Origin of the sequence: Psychrobacter pacificensis (assembly GCF_900101915.1) — a bacterium.
Lineage (GTDB): Bacteria > Pseudomonadota > Gammaproteobacteria > Pseudomonadales > Moraxellaceae > Psychrobacter > Psychrobacter pacificensis.
The window spans coordinates 1-20262 of sequence record NZ_FNAL01000022.1; the positions used below are offsets into that span (position 1 = coordinate 1).

20 protein-coding genes and 2 pseudogenes are annotated in these 20262 nt (G+C 41.7%); 14 read left to right on the forward strand and 8 right to left on the reverse strand.

Going from position 1 to position 20262, the window contains the following annotated elements:
• Positions 1 to 315 precede the first annotated feature (315 nt).
• Together BLR43_RS11125 and BLR43_RS11130 are read right to left on the reverse strand one after the other, a co-directional pair.
• On the reverse strand, positions 316 to 1899 hold the full coding sequence (locus BLR43_RS11125) for a Fic family protein (RefSeq protein WP_082787299.1): 1584 nt from the start codon (positions 1897 to 1899) through the stop codon (positions 316 to 318).
• Positions 1900 to 2205: 306 nt separating this feature from the next.
• Positions 2206 to 2799, reverse strand: a complete 594-nt coding sequence (locus BLR43_RS11130) for a recombinase family protein (RefSeq protein ID WP_011959997.1) — start codon at positions 2797 to 2799, stop codon at positions 2206 to 2208.
• Positions 2800 to 3029: 230 nt separating this feature from the next.
• On the opposite strand from BLR43_RS11130, the gene BLR43_RS11135 reads away from it, so the two are divergent.
• Positions 3030 to 3494, forward strand: a complete 465-nt coding sequence (locus BLR43_RS11135; RefSeq protein WP_007115209.1) for an NUDIX hydrolase — start codon at positions 3030 to 3032, stop codon at positions 3492 to 3494.
• A 335-nt stretch (positions 3495 to 3829) separates the two neighbouring features.
• On the opposite strand, the gene BLR43_RS11140 is transcribed toward BLR43_RS11135, so the two are convergent.
• On the reverse strand, positions 3830 to 4159 hold the full coding sequence (locus tag BLR43_RS11140; protein ID WP_093071101.1) for a four-helix bundle copper-binding protein: 330 nt from the start codon (positions 4157 to 4159) through the stop codon (positions 3830 to 3832).
• 127 nt (positions 4160 to 4286) lie between these two features.
• Positions 4287 to 4403, reverse strand: a pseudogene (locus BLR43_RS13940) (transposase); the annotation flags it as partial.
• 335 nt (positions 4404 to 4738) lie between these two features.
• Between BLR43_RS13940 and BLR43_RS11150 the strand changes: the two are divergent.
• From BLR43_RS11150 to BLR43_RS13645, 5 genes and pseudogenes are all read left to right on the forward strand, one after another.
• The gene (locus BLR43_RS11150; protein WP_198013336.1) at positions 4739 to 5149 is read left to right on the forward strand and encodes a cation efflux protein, CzcI-like; all 411 of its coding nucleotides are present in this window, start codon (positions 4739 to 4741) and stop codon (positions 5147 to 5149) included.
• A 48-nt stretch (positions 5150 to 5197) separates the two neighbouring features.
• Complete coding sequence (locus BLR43_RS11155) at positions 5198 to 6523, forward strand: TolC family protein (protein ID WP_093071103.1); 1326 nt, start codon at positions 5198 to 5200, stop codon at positions 6521 to 6523.
• Between the two features lies 1 nt (position 6524).
• Entirely contained in the window at positions 6525 to 7754 is a 1230-nt protein-coding gene (locus BLR43_RS11160; protein ID WP_093071107.1) for an efflux RND transporter periplasmic adaptor subunit, read from the forward strand.
• Positions 7744 to 10884, forward strand: coding sequence for an efflux RND transporter permease subunit (locus BLR43_RS11165; RefSeq protein ID WP_093071110.1), 3141 nt, complete (start codon positions 7744 to 7746; stop codon positions 10882 to 10884). The genes BLR43_RS11160 and BLR43_RS11165 overlap by 11 nt, the downstream gene beginning before the upstream one ends.
• A gap of 86 nt (positions 10885 to 10970) precedes the next feature.
• A pseudogene (locus tag BLR43_RS13645) lies at positions 10971 to 11093 on the forward strand (cation diffusion facilitator family transporter); the annotation flags it as partial.
• Positions 11094 to 11292: 199 nt separating this feature from the next.
• Here BLR43_RS13645 and BLR43_RS11170 read toward each other — a convergent pair.
• Positions 11293 to 11502, reverse strand: coding sequence for a plasmid partition protein ParG (locus tag BLR43_RS11170; RefSeq protein ID WP_025652656.1), 210 nt, complete (start codon positions 11500 to 11502; stop codon positions 11293 to 11295).
• A 3-nt stretch (positions 11503 to 11505) separates the two neighbouring features.
• Entirely contained in the window at positions 11506 to 12144 is a 639-nt protein-coding gene (gene parA, locus BLR43_RS11175; RefSeq protein ID WP_025652655.1) for a ParA family partition ATPase, read from the reverse strand.
• Positions 12145 to 12532: 388 nt separating this feature from the next.
• Between parA and BLR43_RS11180 the strand changes: the two genes are divergently transcribed.
• On the forward strand, positions 12533 to 12757 hold the full coding sequence (locus BLR43_RS11180) for a helix-turn-helix domain-containing protein (protein WP_025652654.1): 225 nt from the start codon (positions 12533 to 12535) through the stop codon (positions 12755 to 12757).
• 156 nt (positions 12758 to 12913) lie between these two features.
• Positions 12914 to 13189, forward strand: coding sequence for a hypothetical protein (locus BLR43_RS11185; protein WP_025652653.1), 276 nt, complete (start codon positions 12914 to 12916; stop codon positions 13187 to 13189).
• Positions 13190 to 13377: 188 nt separating this feature from the next.
• Here BLR43_RS11185 and BLR43_RS11190 read toward each other — a convergent pair whose 3' ends face one another.
• Positions 13378 to 14334 (reverse strand): hypothetical protein, encoded by a 957-nt coding sequence (locus tag BLR43_RS11190; protein WP_025652652.1) that lies wholly within the window; start codon positions 14332 to 14334, stop codon positions 13378 to 13380.
• 25 nt (positions 14335 to 14359) lie between these two features.
• Complete coding sequence (locus BLR43_RS11195) at positions 14360 to 17008, reverse strand: MobA/MobL family protein (RefSeq protein ID WP_093071112.1); 2649 nt, start codon at positions 17006 to 17008, stop codon at positions 14360 to 14362.
• A gap of 261 nt (positions 17009 to 17269) precedes the next feature.
• Here BLR43_RS11195 and BLR43_RS11200 point away from each other — a divergent pair, with 261 nt between their 5' ends.
• The 6 genes from BLR43_RS11200 to BLR43_RS11220 all read left to right on the forward strand — a co-directional run bounded on the left by BLR43_RS11200 (position 17270) and on the right by BLR43_RS11220 (position 20212).
• The gene (locus tag BLR43_RS11200) at positions 17270 to 17611 is read left to right on the forward strand and encodes a hypothetical protein (RefSeq protein ID WP_093071114.1); all 342 of its coding nucleotides are present in this window, start codon (positions 17270 to 17272) and stop codon (positions 17609 to 17611) included.
• Positions 17612 to 17809: 198 nt separating this feature from the next.
• Positions 17810 to 17980 carry a hypothetical protein gene (locus BLR43_RS13650; protein ID WP_157292455.1) on the forward strand — a complete coding sequence of 57 codons (171 nt, stop codon included), beginning with the start codon at positions 17810 to 17812 and terminating at the stop codon, positions 17978 to 17980.
• Between the two features lie 329 nt (positions 17981 to 18309).
• A complete protein-coding gene (locus BLR43_RS11205) occupies positions 18310 to 19263 on the forward strand; it encodes a replication initiation protein (protein WP_045448300.1) in 954 nt (317 codons plus the stop codon).
• Positions 19264 to 19343: 80 nt separating this feature from the next.
• Positions 19344 to 19577: a type II toxin-antitoxin system RelB/DinJ family antitoxin gene (locus BLR43_RS11210; protein ID WP_025652648.1), complete on the forward strand. Its 234-nt coding sequence runs from the start codon at positions 19344 to 19346 to the stop codon at positions 19575 to 19577.
• Between the two features lie 93 nt (positions 19578 to 19670).
• Positions 19671 to 19961, forward strand: coding sequence for a type II toxin-antitoxin system Phd/YefM family antitoxin (locus BLR43_RS11215; RefSeq protein WP_025652647.1), 291 nt, complete (start codon positions 19671 to 19673; stop codon positions 19959 to 19961).
• Positions 19958 to 20212 (forward strand): Txe/YoeB family addiction module toxin, encoded by a 255-nt coding sequence (locus BLR43_RS11220; RefSeq protein ID WP_025652646.1) that lies wholly within the window; start codon positions 19958 to 19960, stop codon positions 20210 to 20212. Before BLR43_RS11215 ends, BLR43_RS11220 begins: the two co-directional genes overlap by 4 nt.
• Positions 20213 to 20262 lie beyond the last annotated feature (50 nt).

Here is a 20262-nt window from a genome sequence, read left to right on the forward strand (position 1 = left end):
ACTCAAATACTCAAATACTCAAATACTCAAATACTCAAATACTCAAATACTCAAATACTCAAATACTCAAATACTCAAATACTCAAATACTCAAAATTATTTTGAGGATCTGTAATAACCTTGTCAAATAAAAATTGTCTGTTATCAAAGTTCCTCTAATATATTCTGTTTAAGTAAGAAAAATATTGATTACGTTTCAGGTGACAGTATTTTAGCCGAATCTTTTATAAACGAATCATTATCGTAACGATGACACAAATACTAGCTTGAGCTTGATTATTAAGGCAGACTTTCCTGCGTATAGCAGAGTTTGTTCTAACTATTCAAACCATTTGCTTCATCTTTAAATGTCTCTACAACCACAGAGAAAATATCGTCCCAAACCTCATCATTTGCCAAAAACGGATAATCTTTCAATAGCTTATTACTTTTAGCACCCTTATTCTGCAGCATGCTACGAATGATTCTATCGGCATAGCTGTTGGGCATCTCAATAATCTCTTTTATCGCCAGTCGTGCATGGTCATGTTGTCTTAGGTACTGTGACTCGTTATGCATCTCTTTTTCAATAACATGCGCAATCAGTCCTGATAAGTACTGAACATGAGGCGTCAGGTCCATAAAGCGCCATGCCGGTTGAATAAGGTGACTGTCTTCAAAATTTAAGTTTGAGCGAATACCATCAGGGTAAGTAATCGCTTGTTTATCAAAGCTGTAATGATCACGGATTTGCTCCATAAGTGGCACGGATACACGGTCTAAAATTTTATCATAGGCATGACGGTCTGAGGGATGCTCAGCGATGGCTTGCGATATAGGTAAGATAATCGGCTCATGAATGATCTGGTCGCGTCTGAGTACATCGTTAATTAGGAAGCGATGTACTCGGCCATTGCCATCCGCTAGCGGATGAATATACACAAAAGCAAAGGAAGCAACCGCACTACGTATCAGTGCCGATTGTCCCTCGGTCTTTTCCATAAATGCCTGTAACCCTTTGAGCTTTTCAGCAATGTCATCAGCAGGTGGCGCAATATAGTGCACAATCTCTTTAAAGCCATTGACCTGAGTATGCGACACAAAAACTGGAGATTGACGGACGCCATACTGCTGGATGACCGTTTTGCTACCAAGTATCTCTTGTTGCAACTCTGCTAGCGACTCAGGATCAAGCGGAATATCGCCCTTGCCGGTACGCCGTGCCATCACATCGGCGAAACGTTCAATACGTTTTAACTCTTTCCCTTCACCTTCTATAGTAAAACTGGCTTTACTCTCTCGTAATGTCATCCATACGGAGGCACGCATCAGTAAGTCTTGCCCAAATTCATCGTTCAGCTTGTCAACCATTGTGGCAATATCGAGTGCAGCGGCTTGCGTAAACAACTCTGTTTTCACCAATTGAGGACAGAAATGACGGGTTCCTGCAAGATTGTCATTGATACGCCAACGAGCATTCTTTATGACATGCGCAGGGCTTGAAGTAACCTGCTTCTTAGCATCTAGAGCATCCACATAGTTACCGCCTAAATTACTCGGTACTGCTAACTGCTGACCCATGAGCCACTCATACAAGAAAGCCATTCTACGGGCATAGCTGCCTGTCGGCTCAGCGTTTACCCATGCTTGTACGTCATCAGCACCTACCTGCTCAAATAGACGAACCAGTAACTCTAAATTCAGTACTTCATGACGCATGTGAAACTGTAAGTGCGCAATGATAGTGTCCAGTGGACGCGCGGTTTCCTGATAAGCGTTATGAATGACGTCACCGTCTTTATAGGTTTGTCTGCGCCCACCGATACTACTGCTGACATATAAAGGGGACACCAGCTCGATGCTGGCATAACGGATAAGCCATGCTGCGCCAATAGGGTCTGAAGTAGGGGTATTCATCATGAGTGGCTCAAGCGATTATAGATAAGCTATTTTGCAGAAAAGCGATTATGAATGCAATATAATGATTATAATGAAGCCTCATTGCATTAAATCGATTTTTATATGACGCTGTGATGTCTTTAGATAAAGATCGAAGGGCGTTTTAAGTGGGCATAATTGAACGAAATTGAATGATGAAAATACACCGTTCTTAACACAGCTACGTAGTAATAGAGTACCTATTTCTGCAAATAAAGCCTTCTTGCCTCGCGTGTAAAGCCTTATATATCAGCTGTTTATGAAAAAAAATAAAATAAAATACCTCAGCTATGAGCCTGGCTTTAACACCCGGTAAACAGTAGCTACGCCAACACCAACTGCCTTAGCGATTTCCTCTTTTGTCATATTGCCTTGACTGTCTAATTCTCTAATACGATTGTGTTTCGTTGTATTAGGCTTCTTACCGGAGGGCTTATAGCCACTGTTAGCCAATCCCTGCTTGATACGCTCTCTACGCTTGTCGTTATCAAGCTTTGCCATCGTTGCTAATAAGTCGATCAGCATATGGTTAATCACTGTTAGGATCTCACCTGTCATGCCATTATTAACTGTATGCGTCGTTGGTAGATCAGCCACCACCAATCGCAAGCCTTTGTCTTTGATACGCTGCTTTAGAATTGCAAAATCATCTTGAGATAATCGGCTTAATCTATCCACGCTTTCAACCAGTAGAATATCGCCTTGCTCAGCGTCCTTTAGCAGCTTGGCTAATAATGGTCTATCGAGCTTTGTACCACTGAAATGCTCGACGTACTCAACATGGTTATCATCATAACTTGTACTGAAAGCCACCAAATCAGCCAATGCTCTGGTAGCGTCTTGATCCTTAGTGCTGGCTCTCACATAAATACGAACAGTCATAACCCACCTCTATTATTTAGACTTAATAATTAGTGCTCATTGATAATAACAAGATATTACTATCATTTAATAATATAAAAAAGTCTAATGATAGATAGATTATCATTTAAAGGTTTTATGTTTTGGGTATAGTCTAATGGTAGATTGTCAGGCGCTTTCACTGGTTCGGTTCCCTAGTGAGGACTTGAATATTAAGCTATCCTCTATGTCCTATTCTCAATTGAGTTTTTATGTCTAATATACTAAGTAATGAACCTATAATACAATACGAACCACAGAGCCTACGTCCAATAGTAGCTACTATTGGAGTACTTTTTAAAGATGGAAAGGTGCTTTTAGTACGCCGTGCTAACCCACCCGATGCAGGTCGATGGGGTTTTCCCGGTGGTAAAATTGAACGTGGGGAAACTGTTAAAGATGCTGCCGTTCGTGAACTTTATGAAGAGACAAGCATTGTATCAAAAGCCTTTAAGACATTTAACGCTGTAGACGCGTTTGACTTTGATAGTAGTGGTAAGCTGCGTCACCATTTTGTTCTTGTAGCCGTACTTTGTATTTGGGTTTCTGGTGATCCTCTAGCAGGTGATGACGCCCTAGAAGCTAGATTTTTCGATATTGAAGATTTGATCAATGCAGATTTAGCCCTTAGCTTAGATGTTAAAGAAATAGCATTACAAGCAGCTGAGTTACTCTAAAAAGTAAGAAAGTTCGATATTCTATACCCCAGGGGGAGGGTGTAAATAATTCTGTGTAAATACAGTTGAGAGTGTAAATAAAACTGTATTTACACAGAATTATTTACACCCTCCCAGTAACAGCCGATGTAGCCTTACGTTTGCACGATGCTTTAGGTATTAGTGCTGATTTACTCATGCGCGTTCAATCAAAGTACTCTCTTTGGATCGAATCGCAAAAACAACGTCCACAAATTCAGCCATTTTTTGCGAGTTGTTAGTGGTTTGACCCACTAACAACTAACACGTTGGCTATTCATTGAGTAAATCCTAAACTCAACTAATTCTTTTATTTATCAGGCAACCATTTTTCGACATTCGACGGCACATTCACGGCAAGCATCAGCACATTGCTGGCAGTATTGATGCTCATGTTGGCTACATTCATCTGCACAGTATTCACAAACCTTGGCACAAAGCTCACAAATTTCTTTCATAAAAGGAGATTCTGTTTGCTGCATACGAGCACAGAGCTGACAAATATCTGCACAATCTAGACAACGCTGAATACATTCTCGCATCATCTCCAGATTTTCTTCTTTTAGACAGGCATTTGCACAACTGGCACAGGTAAGGTAACAGTTCATACATGCCTTTGCGCAATCTGAAAATTGGATATCGTTCATCATACTTACCTAAAGTCAATTGATTTAGGAATAGGCTAATCAAAAAAAAAGATATACACTAGGACGATTATGTAAGGGAAAGTAAAATAGTCATAGATTTTGTTAAATGGTTTTAGGAGAGTGTAAATGCAGTGTCGATGAAGGACTGCATGAGCTGCTTTTGAAAGTCTTTGATGTCATCGAAGCTTTTCATGCTGCTGGCCATTTGCTCAGCCAGTTTCTTGATGTCAGATTGGTTAGTCATTGCTTATTCTCCTGTTAGTGGATTATAAGCAGTTACACAAAGTTTGGGAAACTCTCATGGAAATTGCCTTTTGAGTTTGAAGCAATGTACAATGATAAGATTAACCCGTTAGGTCAGGTGGCCTAACTTAAATAAAAAGTCTCCGACAAACCCGGTACGGTTCACTATCTATTGTTATTCTTACCTGAAATTGATGTGAGCTTATAGAGACAAGGTAAATTTGCAAAAGTGCCGGCTATTCAGTGTTCATTGAATGTTTAATTTAATTTATTAAGCTTGACCTTGGAGTGGCTCTAAGCCTTATACTTGGTACAAATTTTTCGGTTGTTATGATGATGCGTTCTACTACATGGATTACAGTCTTGGTTGGATTGTTCATGTTCCAAAGCTTTTGGAATGTGGCGGCGGCCTTTTGTGTCCATGAACAACAGCCTCAATCACAGCAGAGTTATCATTTTGGTCATCACCAAAATACCTTGTGTGCCAGCGATAGTCGTCAACACGATCATAATGGACAGTCAGAAAACATAAAAACATTCAGTAGCGATTTAGAAATCGGTGAAGATCATCAAGATCATCTACCATCGATGATGCATTTGATTGTACAAAATGAAAAAGTAGATGTGTTTCATCCAAGCTCTGAAGTTAAAGTGAATCCACAATTTCATTGGAAAAACAGCTATCAGGCTCCTGACCTGTTTCAACAAAGCCTACCTCCCGAATTTTCCCCGCTCATGGTGGGGTAGCCTAAAACATTCCCACCACTTTTATTATTTAAATAAGTGGGAAAAATCATGTCTTCACAATCAATTATACTCTTGCGTCATAGCTTGGTTGCTTGTATATGTGCAGCGGCTATGCAATATAGCTATGCTGAAAACGTTACCAGCTTTGAATCCGCTTTAGCAAAAGTACAAAGTTACCAGACTCAAGACAAGCCGTGGCAACAAGTTCAGCAAATATCTGAATTGAATATTCAGCAAAGTCGGTTATGGCAGAATCCAAGTATAAGTTTAGAACAGTCTGGCTTTGGCTCAGGTCAAGAACAGGAATTCAATGTTGGCGTTAGTCAACCTCTAGATCTATTTGGTCAGCGTAAGCTGAACCGGGTGATTGCCAATACCTCGAATCAACAAATCCAATTGCAACAGCAATTATGGAAGGCACAAAGCCAACTGATTGTTAAATTTGCATGGTCGCAATTTGCACTTGCTGAGGTTGAGCAGTCTGCTTATTCAGTACAGTTAAAAACAAGTAAAGTCAATCTGGACAGTGCCCAGAAACGCTATCAGGCAGGCAGTATTGCCCTGGTTGATTTTGAGCGTGCCCAAATTGAAGCGCTAGAAATCCAACGACTTTATGAGCAAGCGATGCTGAATAAACAAGCTGCCGGTCGTCAGCTGTCTAATTTGTGGGGGGGAGAAACATCTTCACATCTTCAATTGAATAAAACCGCTATCCCTTGGCCAGAGCAAAGTCTCCAAACTGTGCAACGGTATATTGCTGAAGGGTGGCTAGAAAAACTCTATGCCTTGAACATTCAGCAATCGGATCATCAAATTGAAAATTTAAGAATTCAGGCACGTCCCAATCCGACTTTAAATGTAGGCATGAAACGTAGCAAAACCCCTAATGAAAGCAACGATACGACTTTAGCAATCGGCGTGGCTATTCCACTGAATATTTTCAATCGCCAGCAATATGCGATCCCGATGGTCCAGCAACAGCAAATATTGCTGAACCAACAGCAGCAGCGTGAGCTGAAGCAACAAATACTCGATATTGCCAACAGCATGCATCAGCTCAAAGGTTTACGTAGCCAGTTCGATGCCACAACAGCACAAGTTACTTTGGCGACCAAAGTTCAGAGCCGTACTTTACTAGGGTTTCAGGCAGGGAAACTGTCCATTACCGACGTTCAGCAAGCAACCACCCAACTGCAGAATCTTCGATTGGGTCAATTACAAATTCTACGTCAAGCTTGGCAAACTGCCCTAGCAGCTGAGGCACTCAGTATTGGCACAAGTTATGAAGAAATTAGCCGTTCGGATGCCTATACACAACTGAATAAAAAGGCAGTCGAAGCATCGCAAAATTTAATCAATGGGGGAGCACGATAAAATGAACGCCAAGCAAAACGGAAAAATATCCCAGTCTCTCATGATTGTAGTTTTGATTCTGATTACGGTCTTGGTCAGTCTGGCTATTTGGTTAAGTTCAAAAAAAACTGAATCTGAGGGGCAGGGTTATGATGAGGGAAATGCCGAATATTCTGATGAAGATAGTTCTGAAGAAGGACATGCTGAAGAAGGCGAAATACAACTGACCAGCCAACAAATGGTTGAACAAGGTTTAAAAGTTGCTGTTGCATCCACAGGATTGGTTGAAAAGCTGACAACCCTGCCAGGTAAATTGGTGGTGAATACCGATCAACAAGCGCATATATCGCCTAAATTTAGTGGTTATGTCGAGCAGATCAATGTGGCTTTAGGACAGAGCGTGCAAAAAGGACAAACGCTGGCTGTACTAACCGTGCCTGAACTGATCGACCAACAGGCAAATCTGCGTATGGCACAGGTGAATCTGGATTTGGCCCGTAAAGATTACCAGCGCGAACAGCAACTCTGGTCACAGGGGGTTTCTGCCAAACAGGATTACCAGCGTGCCGAAAATGCCTACCGTCAAGCGCAGATTACTGTCCAGTCCTCACAAGCACGTTTAAATGCATTAGGTGCAAGTGGCAATAACAATGGGCGTTTTCTGATTAAAGCACCGATCTCTGGGGTGATCAGTCAAAAAGATATTGTGGTCGGTGAAAATGTGCAACTGGCTAATCAGCTCTTTGTCATTGAACAGCTGAAAGATTTATGGCTTGAGTTTAATTTGCCGAATCAATTCTCAGGTCAACTGCAAGCCGGGCAAAAAATTGACTTTAAAGTGAATGATTCAGATCAAAGCTATAAAGCTACTGTACAAAGCTTAACCTCTCAGGCAGATGTACAAACAGGGCGTCTGGTGGTGCGCGCAAAACTCGATGCGCAAGCTACTGAGTTGCGTTCTAATGTGTTAGTGAGAGTGTTGATTCCGGAAGCTACAGCAAAATCAGCCCTTCGGATTCAAAAGTCTGCGCTGCAAAGTATTGAAGGTGAAGACAGTATTTTCATCGTAGATTCAGAACAAAAAGGTCAAGTCCACTTAAAAGCACAGAAAGTGCAATTGGGGCAGGCTTCAAGTGATGGACAATGGCTTGAAGTGATTTCTGGGCTGACTGAAGGGCAGAAGTATATCGCTCAAGGCAGTTTCTTGTTGAAATCTGAATTAGAAAAAGACGAGGCAGGCCATGGACATTAATTCTGATCTACCAAAACCAGAAGGTTTATTCGAACGAATCATTCAGTTTTCCATACAAAATGCGATTTGGGTGTTGCTCTTTGCCTGTACCTGGATTGCGGTCGGGGTGTATAGCTATCAGAAACTCCCGATTGATGCTGTACCCGATATTACCAATACCCAAGTCCAGATTAATACTCAAGCCAAGGGTTTTACTGCGCTTGAAGTCGAACAGCTGATTACCTATCCCATTGAAAATGCCATGGCTGGCATTCCGGATCTGGAGCTTACCCGTTCCATATCCCGTTATGGACTCTCTCAAGTCACCATTATCTTTAAAGATGGGACTGATATTTATTGGGCCCGTCAGCAGATTAACCAACGGACACAGGAGGCGCAATCTGAGTTGCCTGCACAAATCGCACCGACGATGTCCCCCGTTTCTACGGGTCTCGGTGAGATTTATCAATGGGTACTGAAGGCAGATCCGAATGCGAAAAAGCCGGATGGAACTGCATACACGCCGATGGATTTGCGTGAGATTCAGGACTGGATTGTGCGTCCTCAACTGCAACGTGTTAAGGGAGTTGCAGAGGTCAACAGTATTGGTGGTTTTGAAAAAACCTATGTGGTCTCTCCCGATTTAAACCGGATGCAGCAACTGAATATCTCATTAGAACAACTGCAACAGGCTTTAGCGCAAAATAATAAGAACCGAGGTGCAGGTTATATTGAAGACAATGGTCAGCAACTGACGGTACGTGTACCGGGTGCATTCAATGGGCTTTCTGATATTGAGAACACCATGCTGGGTAGCCCAAATGGCAGCCCAATTCGGGTTGGTGATATTGCGCAAGTCTCTATTGGGCATGATTTAAGAACCGGTGGGGCAACCTATAACGGCAAAGAAACCGTTTTAGGGGTTGTCATGATGGCGATGGGTGGAAATAGCCAGACTGTTTCTAAAGCTGTGGATGCCAAGCTTCAAGATATTCAGAATAGTTTGCCTAAAGGGGTAGTGATTGAAACGGTGTACGACCGTACTATCTTGGTTGAGAAGGCGATTAAAACCGTTCAGAAAAACTTGGTAGAGGGAGCAATCCTGGTCATCATCATTCTGTTCCTGTTTTTAGGGAATATCCGTGCTGCCTTGATTACTGCCTGTGTCATTCCACTCTCTATGCTGTTTACCTTAACCGGGATGGCACAGCAAAATATCAGTGCCAATCTGATGAGTTTAGGTGCACTCGATTTCGGCATCATTGTCGATGGTGCTGTGGTGATTGTCGAAAACTGTATCCGGCGTTTAGCCCATACACAGCAACTGTTAAAACGACCTCTCACACAAAGTGAACGCTTTAAGGAAGTTTTTCTGGCTGCCCGCCAAGCACGTCGTCCTCTTATTTTTGGTCAGCTTATTATTTTGGTGGTGTATTTGCCGATTTTTGCTTTAAGTGGTGTGGAAGCAAAAATGTTCCATCCGATGGCATTGGCAGTGGTACTCGCCCTTGTTGCAGCCATTATTTTATCGATCACCTTTGTGCCTGCTGCTGTGGCATTGTGGGTCAAAGGCGATATTCAAGAAAAAGAAAGTCGTTGGATGTTATGGCTAAAAGCTAAATATCAGCAAACTCTTGATATTTCGTATCAATACAAAGCAGTTGTGCTGACTTTTGCACTGTGTTTATTAGTGATTACGGGATTTATCAGTACCAAACTCGGCAGTGAATTTGCACCACAGCTCAGTGAAGGAGACTTTGCGATACAACAGTTACGTTCACCAAGTACAGGCTTAGAAGAGTCTTTACGTATTCAGGAGAATACTGAAAAACTTCTTTTAAAGAGTTTCCCTGAAATTAAGGCAGTATTTGCCAGAACGGGTACAGCCGAGGTTGCAACAGATGTCATGCCACCCAATATTTCAGATGGCTATATCATGTTAAAGCCTCGTTCAGAATGGCCAAATCCTAAAGAAAGTTTAGATGAATTACGTGGCCGTATGGTGACGTATTTAGCCACGATTCCAGGCAATAATAGTGAATTTTCACAACCGATTGAACTCCGATTTAATGAATTGATCTCAGGTGTGCGTAGTGATGTTGGTGTGAAAATCTTCGGTGATGATATGAATGTCCTCAATACTGAGGCGACTAAAATCTCCAAAATCATTCAGCAAATATCGGGTAGCAGTGCCGTGAAAGTTGAGCAGACCTCAGGTTTGCCATTACTGAATGTCGAGGTAAATAAAACTTTGGCTGCACAATATGGTTTGAGTGTGCGTTCAATTCAAGACCTTGTGGCAACCAATATTGGTGGACAAAGCGTGGGAGAGATTTTAGAAGGCGATCGTCGTTTTGATTTTGTTATCCGTCTTGGAGAGCAAGACCGTAGTGTCGCATCTGTTTCCCAGTTACCTATTCAGCTTCCAAATGGTGGCAGTATTTTATTGTCGGATGTCGCGCAAGTCTCGACCATTGAAGGAATCAACCAAGTCAGTCGAGAAAATGGTAAACGCCGAGTTGTGGTTACAACGAATGTTGAAGGGCGTGATTTAGGGTCTTTTGTTTCTGATGTACAGACACAGCTCAAAGCATACACTTTGCCAAGTGGTTATTGGATAGAATATGGCGGTCAGTTTGAAAATTTGGCTTCAGCCAAAGCACGGATGCAAATCGTGATTCCACTGGCTTTAATCACTATCTTTATTTTACTGATGGCGGTCTTTCACAATGTCAAAGAAAGTCTATTCGTCTTTACCGGGATACCCTTTGCCTTGACCGGTGGTGTGCTGTTCCTTTGGCTAAGGGATATTCCATTATCGATGTCAGCTGGAATTGGCTTTATTGCCTTATCTGGTGTTGCAGTCCTCAATGGACTGGTAATGCTGACCTTTATTAAGGAATTAAGGGACAAATATCCAGTGCATAAAGCCGTGTGGCAAGGGGCTATTTTGCGCTTAAGACCAGTGTTGATGACAGCTTGTGTGGCTTCACTGGGTTTTGTACCAATGGCGCTGTCAACCGGAACAGGGGCTGAGGTTCAACGGCCACTGGCAACCGTAGTGATTGGCGGGATTATCTCTTCAACATTACTAACTTTGGTGCTGTTACCCGTGCTTTATCGTTGGATAAATGAAAAAAAAGTTTCTTAATCCAATAGATTAGTCGATTTACAGCAGAGATATTGGCTGTTATCCAATATCTCTGCTCATCATAAATAGAATAAGGAAAATATTTTATGTCAGAACATCATGATCATAGCCATGCGGTTGTTACTGAAGAAAATAGTAAGAAGTTAATGGTTGCCTTAGGTTTAACGACTACTTTTTTAATAGTAGAAGTTGTCGCTGCTTTTGAGACCATCCCGAATTCTGTGTAACTGCCGTTTAGATTAAATGCTTGCTGATACGGTCATCAAACATAATCATAAAACGATTCAGAGCAGACGTCCAGTTACGGATTGGCATCGACCACGAGCCCATCCTGGATTTTGTGTAACTTCTATTTGCTAATAGGGTATAAGAAGTTACACAAAGTTTAGGAAAGTCCCTTTTTTATACCTATCGCTCAACCAACTTTTCCTCAATCATTTCAGTCAACAACTCAGTCACCGTTTTTCGGCTTTCAAGCGCGTACCGCTTGAGCGCAATGTGTTTATCTTCATCTAAATTAAAATTCACGCGTACCGTCTTTTTGGGACTGTCCGTCACATCCGATAAAGCCAATTGATCCTTAACGTTCTTACTAGGACGACCTGCTGATAAACTCATGACTTACTCCTCACCAAAAAATATTTGAATCTCACTGACCAATGCGGTTATCTCTTGTATCGCATTGCTACTAGGCGATTCGGTATCAAATACTGTCTTACCAAGGGCAGCACTATTAGGATAAGCAACTCGCTGCATCACTCTGGTCTCTAATACCGGAATATTATAATCAAGCAGCGCGGTTGCAACCTCTTTACCAATATTGGTATTTTGAATGGCGCGTGAGACAACAAAGGCTGCCTTTAGTTGGCCATCCATCATCTCAATACGCTGCTGCACTAAATCAACCAAATCGCTGGTCGCCCAGATATCATAGGGGCTCGGCTGCACCGGAATCAATATAAAATCAGCCGCTTTTATAGCAGAAATAGCCAGACTAGTAGCTTGCGGCGATCCATCGATCACCACATAATCTTTATCAGAGACGTTTTTTAAATCTTTATCAAGTGTTGGTCTATCGAGCCCAATCACCGGTACCGGATTGTCTTCATCAACTGCTCTCCAGTCACGCGCACTGCCCTGCTGGTCACTATCCACCAACAAAACACTATGGCCTTTTAGCTGTAAGCCACGAGCCAAATGCGTTGCGATGGTAGTCTTACCGCTGCCACCCTTTTGATTTAATACCGCGATTACCTTCATAAATACAGATCCCTGTAGTATGTATTGAGTATATAAGTATATAAGTATATAAGTATATAAGTATATAAGTATATAAGTATATAAGTATATAAGTATATAAGTATATAAGTATATAAGTATATAAGTATATAAGTATAACTAAAAATGTACGTCACATTACTACTAATAGCAATACTTCATAGTAAAAATAGCATCACCTTTTCTAACTAGCGTATATCCATCATGATAGACGTCCTGTATCAAAGACAGCATAACGAACTGCCTACTACCAGGTAAATTACCGCTGTTGAATATCAATTTGAGCTACTAAAAGGAATACGTTAGCCACTCATATTCGTTATAATCTGCTCACCAATCAAAACCACCAATCGTTAATGAGGAAACCACTATGGTGAAGTGTCACTTATCGACCATCATGGGCGAAAGACGCCTTAAAATTGCCGATGTCGCAAGGGATACTGGCATCAATCGTGGCACCATTACTCGCATGTATCATGAAGAAGCCACCCGAGTTGATCTAGATGTCATCGAGTCTTTATGCACGTATCTTAGAATCAATGTTGGTGATTTATATGAAATCATAAATGAGGACAGCAGTGAGTCGCCTGAGTGAACACCTTCGCTCATAAGACATTATCACCTTTAAAAGTATAAAAAGACCTACAGAAGGTTATTTTCTCTTGCAATAGATTAAAATATAGGTATAATTTGACCTGTAGTAAGTCATTTTATCCATTATTTATACACAATAATCTGCAGGAGAATACTAATGAATAACAATCTATCGCGGCTCAACAGCTGCGCTTGGTTTAGTGAACAGACTAAAAATTTAGCCTCTAAGCTGTTATTCAGCTTACAAGTACAGCAAGGCGTACAACTGGCATCATTACTTGGTGTTGACGCTATTCTTTATAATGATGAAGCGATTTATGTCTGGGTGCAACGACAGCTGGATGATGGTCTTATCGTTGACGACTACACTTTAAGCATCCTTGAAACTGCTTTTATAGAGTTGGTCACAGCTTACACTGACCAAGCAGCCTAGTCACTTTAGCTTATATTTACAGACTTCTTGTTTAACAAGAAACAATAACCCTTAAAGCCAGATAAAGTGTCATTATCTGGCTTTTTAATATAGACAAAGATAACGACAATCAAACAAGCCTTTTTTCAGTCTTATATGTTTCAGAAGACGCACTTTTGGGCAATATAGCTCACTATTGCCATACGTCTTTACTCAGTCGGCTTTGCACGCGGCACCCCAGCTATTTTATAATAAACAAAGCCTCTCTCATCTCTCAAAACACTCTTACTGTCTGCTCTAACGCACCAGCTGATTGCATCAGGCTGCTCTTTATTAACATCACAAGCCAAAATAAACTGCGCACTTTGAGCATTATTAAAGGCCTGTTTCCAACCCGTTTCAAGCTCATCGATGCCGCGCTGTAGCTCTGCTTGCTGGTATTTCATCTCTGCAATCTCATCAAAGCTTGGCACATACCAAAATACCAGAGCCACCAAACTTATTATCACAGCCATCGTACCCGCTGCGACAGCGGCTGCAATCCTTTTAATACTCATAGTCTCAATGGACTTATGAATTTTGTCCAAGTCTTTACTAGCTCTACCCTCGACCTGCTCAATCCGCGTTTTGGTGGTGGTCTCAAAGGTCTCAATATCTTCAATAATCTGCTTATGACCAGCTTGGTACTGATTGGTGAATAGGGCTAGATTGTCAGCGCTTGCGCTAAGTTTATCAGCAACTCCTTGCATGGTACTGATTTGTACCTCTATGCTATCGTTTTTAGCAGTGACGACCGACTCTACAGCCGTATCAATCTGCTGTTTCATATCGGTGATGATGCCCGCTATTTTGTCATCATAACGACGCGGCATCTCATTGTCAGTGAAAGCCGTCACTGCTGCTTGAAGCTGCTTTAACACGAGTTCTTGATACTGGCTCAATGCCTGCGAAGTCGTGCTTGCGCTACTACCTAATTCTTCAATGGCAGAAGACACCTCATTCACCTTGCTATCAATACCGCTAAGCGAACGCTCAAGCCGCCTCGCTACCGCATCATCGGCTCGCTTAATCAGCTCACGCAAGGCCCCAATGACCGGAGTCAATGAAGTCACTAGGTTAACAAGTTGATCGTGTATGTCTTGCTCATTGCTATTGTCTTTATTCATGGGGTACTCATTATTATAATGCCGCCTAAAATGGGCGTGGTGAGGAGTAGCGGCGTCTTTGTGCTTGTTCATGCGCTTGGATGGCGTTCTTCGTTTTTTGCAGGTGATCTGTCACAGTTTGTGTGAGCGTTGCCCCATCTATGGTGATAGCAGGAACGTGCTCAAAGCGCTCATTGATCTGGGTTAATACCTCGACCTTATCTTGATTGTCAGGCAAGCGCTCAAGCTGTTGCCATAGCGTCGTTGCTGCCTTCTGCACCTGCGTTGCAATTTTTTTGGCATCGGTGTCTCGTAAACTTTTTTGTAGTGTCGTAAAGCTGTCAGTGTGTTTTAGAGTAGTGAATATAAATGCTTGTGCGGCAACCGCCTCAGCCGCGTTGATCACTTCGATCGGTGCATCAACGGCCTTAAAATCAAGGGCATCAACGCGGTCACGCACCCGTACCACTAAATTGTCAAATCGATCTCGATATGCTTTGGTCTCATTGATTCGCTGACGCTTAAGAGATGCCTGCTGCCGTCTCTGTTGTAAAGCTACTCGCCGCCTGGTTAAAGCCTCCTCTCGTGCGCGCTCAGCCTCTTCCTTAAGCTTTGCTTGCTCATGTGCTTTATTGAGCTGGTGGTGAAGCACCATCGTACGGTTGCGCCAGTCATCAAGCCGATCTGCGTTCAATTGAGTGGTCTTGGTACGGGTAATCTCATCGTATAGGTCATCATCTTGCACAATCACAGCTTCACTTTGATCCAGTAAGGCGATACGCTGCTCATAAAACGGCGACAGGCGCTGATAGGTTTTTTGACTGGTATTAATTTGCTGCTTTAACTGTTTGATGTCGTTATCATTGGCAGTCTTAAACGCTTTAACATCAGCGGTCAATGCCGTTAAACGAGTGTAAGCATCCGCGTCTACCTCTACTGCTTTTAACGTACTGAGCGCCTCACGCTCTTTTTGAAGATATTTAAAGCGCTCAACATCCAGATCTGCAAATGCGGCAAACTTATGATAAGTGTCCATGTTATTGGTGACGTCTATCTCTTGTAGATCCGCAAACGCTTGATCCCACTGTAAGGATAAGTCGGATTTTTCAATATCAATCTCATCAAGAGCTTTAAAGCCAGTCGCCAGTTTATTCAGCTTTGCGGCAAAGGGTTTTAGCGTGGCCTTCAACCCTTTGTAGTCCGCAATGACTTCATTATTAAGCGGGATCAGCTTTTTTAAAACCGTTTTATTGTTCAGCACCGTTTTATCAATCTGTGACAGCTGCTCTTCAAGACGGCTAACAGCGCGGCCTGTTTGTAGGGTATCATCTTGTCTAAACTCCTCAACCAACGCTAAAGCCGCCTTTAGTGCCTCACTTTGCTCTTTTGTGCTTATCTGCCTGGCAAGCTCAATCATTTTTTGGCGGGGGTCACTAAAATCCTGTCCCACCTCCTCGGTGAACCGCTGGGTACTCTTAATGTTTTTATCAATAGTAATAATCTGTTTAGACTGGTGCGCTAACTCTTCATGCAGCGCATCAATGGTTGAAAATAAGGCGCTGCGTACCATCTTTTTTTGACTCACAAAGTCGGCTGAGATTGCTAAAAGCTCATCAAGTGCGTGATCATTCGCCGCATCACTATGCGTCTGACTGTTACTTTTAGGGATAGCGGGTTCAAGTTCAACGGCAGGATCTACAAATCGGATATTACTGAGCTCAATTCGCGCAAAGGGTTTACGCTTTTTATAATGTATTGTGACGCCGTTAACCTCTTGTTCATTGCTTTCTAGGTCAATACGTCCCTTGTCGTCGTACTCAATTACTAAACCATTTTTTTCAATGTAAGCATTGATCTCATCAATCGTCTCGTTGTATTCGTGAATCACTGAACGATTGCCTTTGAGAATATCCTTATATAGTGATTTACCCAGTTTCATTTTTGGCAAACGATTGATGCCCAGCTCACGGTAGGATTTCTCACTAATGGTTTTATTCTTAGGCAGTAGCTCATTGGCCATATCCGCCCAAAGGGTGCGTTGATATTTAAGCTCATCGCCGCGTCCGTTTAACCCCTTAGATAACCGCTCCTCCGTTGACCACTGCAACCAATTCTTGCGTGCTGATAAAGCATAACCCTCAACATCCGCTACTATCTCACGGCTTGAGAGTAAAATATGGGCATGAAAGTTACGACTGGTCAGCTCAACCACTTCAACCTCCCCCACATGTTTCTCGTGACTGTGGGGCCGATGAATGGCCACATCGACAAGCACGTTATAGCGATCAGATAAGGTTTGAGCGTAGCGCTCGGCCAGAACTATACGCTGATCCGCGGTGATCCCATCAGGAAACATCACGTCAATCTCAGTACCCAATTGCGCGTTTTTACGAGTCTCAATGCGTTCGATATCATTCCAAAAACCCTCACGTGTCACTGCTAGATCCCCAGCAAGAGTTGGCGTTATCAACGCCGTATGCATCACATTTTTCTCAATAACTTGCGTGTATTTAGTACCATCACTGTCCACTAAATTTAAGATTTTGTCTTTAGCTTTACTGGTGTAATCGTGGACGACTCCTGACTGCTCATCAACCAGTTTTGAGCCAGAATTATAAGCCGACTTTGCCACCACGCTATGATTTTTCGCCTTACTAACGGCGCTAACTGACAGGTGAAACCCTTTATTATTCATAGCAAAAAAACCCAATATTGAGAGATGATTTTTTGGGGGTTGTAGGGGGTTCGCCCCCTGCCGAACGACGGAGTTTATGTAAAAAATAGTACCCCTTGTGGGTCTTTTTTACATAAACTCCTAAGTTCGCTCTTAACAGAGGGTTAAAATACTACTGCGCCCACGAAACGATGTGGTCTTGTGTATTTTACTACCTTGCATACCTATGTATGTACTGCTAGGATCAACTCTATCATAGTTGGCTAAAAAAAGGATGAGGTAATGTCAGTAATATCAGATGATTTATTCGCAAATAAGATTAAGCAATTACAGGCTCTTAAAAAAGAGATTGATCAGGACAGGCTTGAAGCACATAAAATATTGGGGGAGTGGTTGGCCAACGCATTAGACGATGATGATAATCATGAACTGCAAGCTATTTTTTTAGACGCACACGATAATGAAAAATATGCTCGTTTGAAAAAGCACCGTGAATTTTTGAAAGCAATTGCCAATAAAATACAAAGTAAAGCTGAGGTGGTACCAAGCAGCTTTACACCACCTAAAAACAGTCAGGACAGTGACCACGGTTCATTGCTTGATATTTATTCATCATCACATTAGCTACTCGAAATCGCCTAATTGAAGGTACAGCTGGATCGTCTACTAATTAGCGAAAGGTTAGGAGACGGTTATCGGCTGTTTTAAGCGTTTTAGAATAGCTTTAGCTACCATCGTATCGGACAGAGCGTAAAACGTATATAAGAGTGGTTTCTAGGCTTTTTAGCAACGGTTTGATAAGTGTTTACAGATGTGTCGATAATGGCTACTGAAAATGAAGACAAGCTATCTACAAAAAATGAGACTGATATTGAGAATGTGAAAACAGGGTTGTCCAGAATGACAGACGAAGATATTCAAAATATCTTTGACCATGCTTTTGAAGATCTTCAAAGATCTAAGCTTGATCCGAACCATGCGAACGTGGAATAACATTAAGTAAGTGGACAATTGCATTCTGAGCTACTGATCAGTTTTACAAGTGATTGGTCGATCAAATTATCATCTTAAATCCGTCGGTTTTTTGGTTTTTTCCTTATTATTTAAAATAAAAATATATTTTTTACTTTTAAAAACTTTTAAAGACTTTTAGACAGTCTGTAAGCTTTGCTATTAAAGGGTTACGCACTCTATTATGCTACTTTTATCCCGCATTATGCTACTTTTATCCCGCATTATGCTACTTTTATCCCGTTTAAATGCTACTTTTATCCCGCATTATGCTAGTATCTTGAAGTAACTAGCATAATGAGGTTGTCATAATGAATGATGTCGAGCTATACGAAAAAAAATATCCTGAAAAATGGATTGTTATGCAGAATAAAATTACTCAAGCTTTTAGAGAGATGTCTATTGATGAGAAGCGCATCATTATTCTAGCGAGCCCATTGGTTAGGGTTAATAATGCTACTGAAAAAACACCGATAGAGGTTGCGTCTTCTGAATTTGCTAAGCTTAGCGGAATAGATAGAAACTCGGCTTATAAGCAAATGAAATCAGCTAGCAAAAAATTAATGAAGCGTACATTCATTTATGAGGATAAGGATGGTGATGATACAGAGGTTCAATGGCTAATCAGGTCGAAATATGCAGATGGCTATATATCGATGCATTTTACAGATGAGGTAATATACTTACTTCAGGTTTTTGATAAGCTCAACCCTTACACTAAATATTTAAAAGAAGATATCTTAAACCTCAAATTGACTTACTCGTTAGACCTTTACCATCTAGCAAAAAAGTCTGAGGGGAAGGGTGGTTTTTCTATGACTTTAGATCAATATAGGCAAGAACTTGGCACGCCTAAGTCGTATGAGCGCATCAACAATTTGAAAGAGAATGCAGTTGATGGACCCATAAAAGAAATTAATCAGAAAACCGACATCAAAATCACCTATGAAAACATCAAACGTGGACGCACAGTTACAGGTTTGACATTCACCGTCAAGGCCAAGCCAACTAAGAAAAAAGGACAGGAGGGCCTAAATCAGAATAATGAGGATAGAGATATCCCACCTCTAACCGTTAAGCAAATTGATCGTTTTGCCCCTTTGTTGGCTAACTACTCACCGTTTGGTAGTTACGCACCATCAGGTAAAAGCACTCAAGAAGTTATTAGTTGGTTACACACTCAATTAAGAGATGAGGCTTTTTTAAAGACCCACAAAAAGCACTTACTGGCGATAGGCTATACGTTCCCTAAGCAGAAATCATAATATGAAAAAAGCATGCTTAGTAGTTTTGGCATTACAAATGGTTTATATTGTACGTACATATATAAGCCATTTGTAATGCCATGACGACAACCAATTATAATATCAGGCTCGATCAAGAGCTCAAGGATAGCGCCTTTGCCGTGTTTGAAAGCTATGGATTAACGCCGTCTCAAGCAATCAAATTGTTCTTAACTCAAGTGGCGCAAACCAATACCGTGCCGTTATCCTTTGATTATCAAAAACCCTCTAATCTTAATACGCCGCCACAAACTTCTGCGGGTGATTACGGATTGAGCGGCCAGCGCCATAAATAAATCAGTGTAAAAATAACTGTACAGATATAAGTACAGCTATGGTATATAATATCAGTCATACAAATAAATATGACCAAACACGGAGTAATCGTTATGGATGTTGTGAACTACACTGATTTTAGAAAGGGCCTAGCCAAATATATCGATAAGGTAGATACCGACAAATCGCCGATCGTGATTACTAGACAAAACGCCAAACCTGCGGTACTCATGAGTTTAGAAGAGTTTAATTCATATGAGGAAACGCTTCATCTGCTAAAAAGCCCCACTAATGCCAAGCGCCTCAGACGCTCTATAGCCGATGCTAAGGCGGGTCGTTTAATCGAGCATGACATCAATACGGATGACGCATTATTGACTTGTGATGATGAGGTGGACGCTTGATCTTATCTTGGACACAGGATGCGTGGGAGGACTACGAATACTGGCAAAAAACCAGCAAAGAGAAGGTCAAGCAAATAAGTAAGCTGATTAAAGCCATCAAACGTGATCCATTTGAGGGTATTGGTAAACCTGAACCACTCAAACACGATCTGGCAGGCTATTGGTCGCGTCGCATTGATCAAGAGCATAGACTGGTTTATGAGGTTCAAGATGATGCCATTATCATCGTTCAGTGCCGATATCATTATTAAGTAAACAGTGTTAGTTCACAAAAGTGCTTGATCCTAAGAATCAGGCACTT

Coding starts and splice junctions, on each gene's coding strand:
- BLR43_RS11180 (WP_025652654.1), top strand. CDS start 12,533: ATGGTGAAGTGTCACTTATCGACCATCATGGGCGAAAGACGCCTTAAA.
- BLR43_RS11210 (WP_025652648.1), top strand. CDS start 19,344: ATGACGACAACCAATTATAATATCAGGCTCGATCAAGAGCTCAAGGAT.
- BLR43_RS11150 (WP_198013336.1), top strand. CDS start 4,739: ATGCGTTCTACTACATGGATTACAGTCTTGGTTGGATTGTTCATGTTC.
- BLR43_RS11195 (WP_093071112.1), bottom strand. CDS start 17,008: ATGAATAATAAAGGGTTTCACCTGTCAGTTAGCGCCGTTAGTAAGGCG.
- BLR43_RS11140 (WP_093071101.1), bottom strand. CDS start 4,159: ATGAACGATATCCAATTTTCAGATTGCGCAAAGGCATGTATGAACTGT.
- BLR43_RS11205 (WP_045448300.1), top strand. CDS start 18,310: ATGAATGATGTCGAGCTATACGAAAAAAAATATCCTGAAAAATGGATT.
- BLR43_RS11165 (WP_093071110.1), top strand. CDS start 7,744: ATGGACATTAATTCTGATCTACCAAAACCAGAAGGTTTATTCGAACGA.
- BLR43_RS11135 (WP_007115209.1), top strand. CDS start 3,030: ATGTCTAATATACTAAGTAATGAACCTATAATACAATACGAACCACAG.
- parA (WP_025652655.1), bottom strand. CDS start 12,144: ATGAAGGTAATCGCGGTATTAAATCAAAAGGGTGGCAGCGGTAAGACT.
- BLR43_RS11185 (WP_025652653.1), top strand. CDS start 12,914: ATGAATAACAATCTATCGCGGCTCAACAGCTGCGCTTGGTTTAGTGAA.
- BLR43_RS11160 (WP_093071107.1), top strand. CDS start 6,525: ATGAACGCCAAGCAAAACGGAAAAATATCCCAGTCTCTCATGATTGTA.
- BLR43_RS11190 (WP_025652652.1), bottom strand. CDS start 14,334: ATGAATAAAGACAATAGCAATGAGCAAGACATACACGATCAACTTGTT.
- BLR43_RS11155 (WP_093071103.1), top strand. CDS start 5,198: ATGTCTTCACAATCAATTATACTCTTGCGTCATAGCTTGGTTGCTTGT.
- BLR43_RS11200 (WP_093071114.1), top strand. CDS start 17,270: ATGTCAGTAATATCAGATGATTTATTCGCAAATAAGATTAAGCAATTA.
- BLR43_RS11130 (WP_011959997.1), bottom strand. CDS start 2,799: ATGACTGTTCGTATTTATGTGAGAGCCAGCACTAAGGATCAAGACGCT.
- BLR43_RS13650 (WP_157292455.1), top strand. CDS start 17,810: ATGGCTACTGAAAATGAAGACAAGCTATCTACAAAAAATGAGACTGAT.
- BLR43_RS11215 (WP_025652647.1), top strand. CDS start 19,671: ATGGATGTTGTGAACTACACTGATTTTAGAAAGGGCCTAGCCAAATAT.
- BLR43_RS11170 (WP_025652656.1), bottom strand. CDS start 11,502: ATGAGTTTATCAGCAGGTCGTCCTAGTAAGAACGTTAAGGATCAATTG.
- BLR43_RS11125 (WP_082787299.1), bottom strand. CDS start 1,899: ATGATGAATACCCCTACTTCAGACCCTATTGGCGCAGCATGGCTTATC.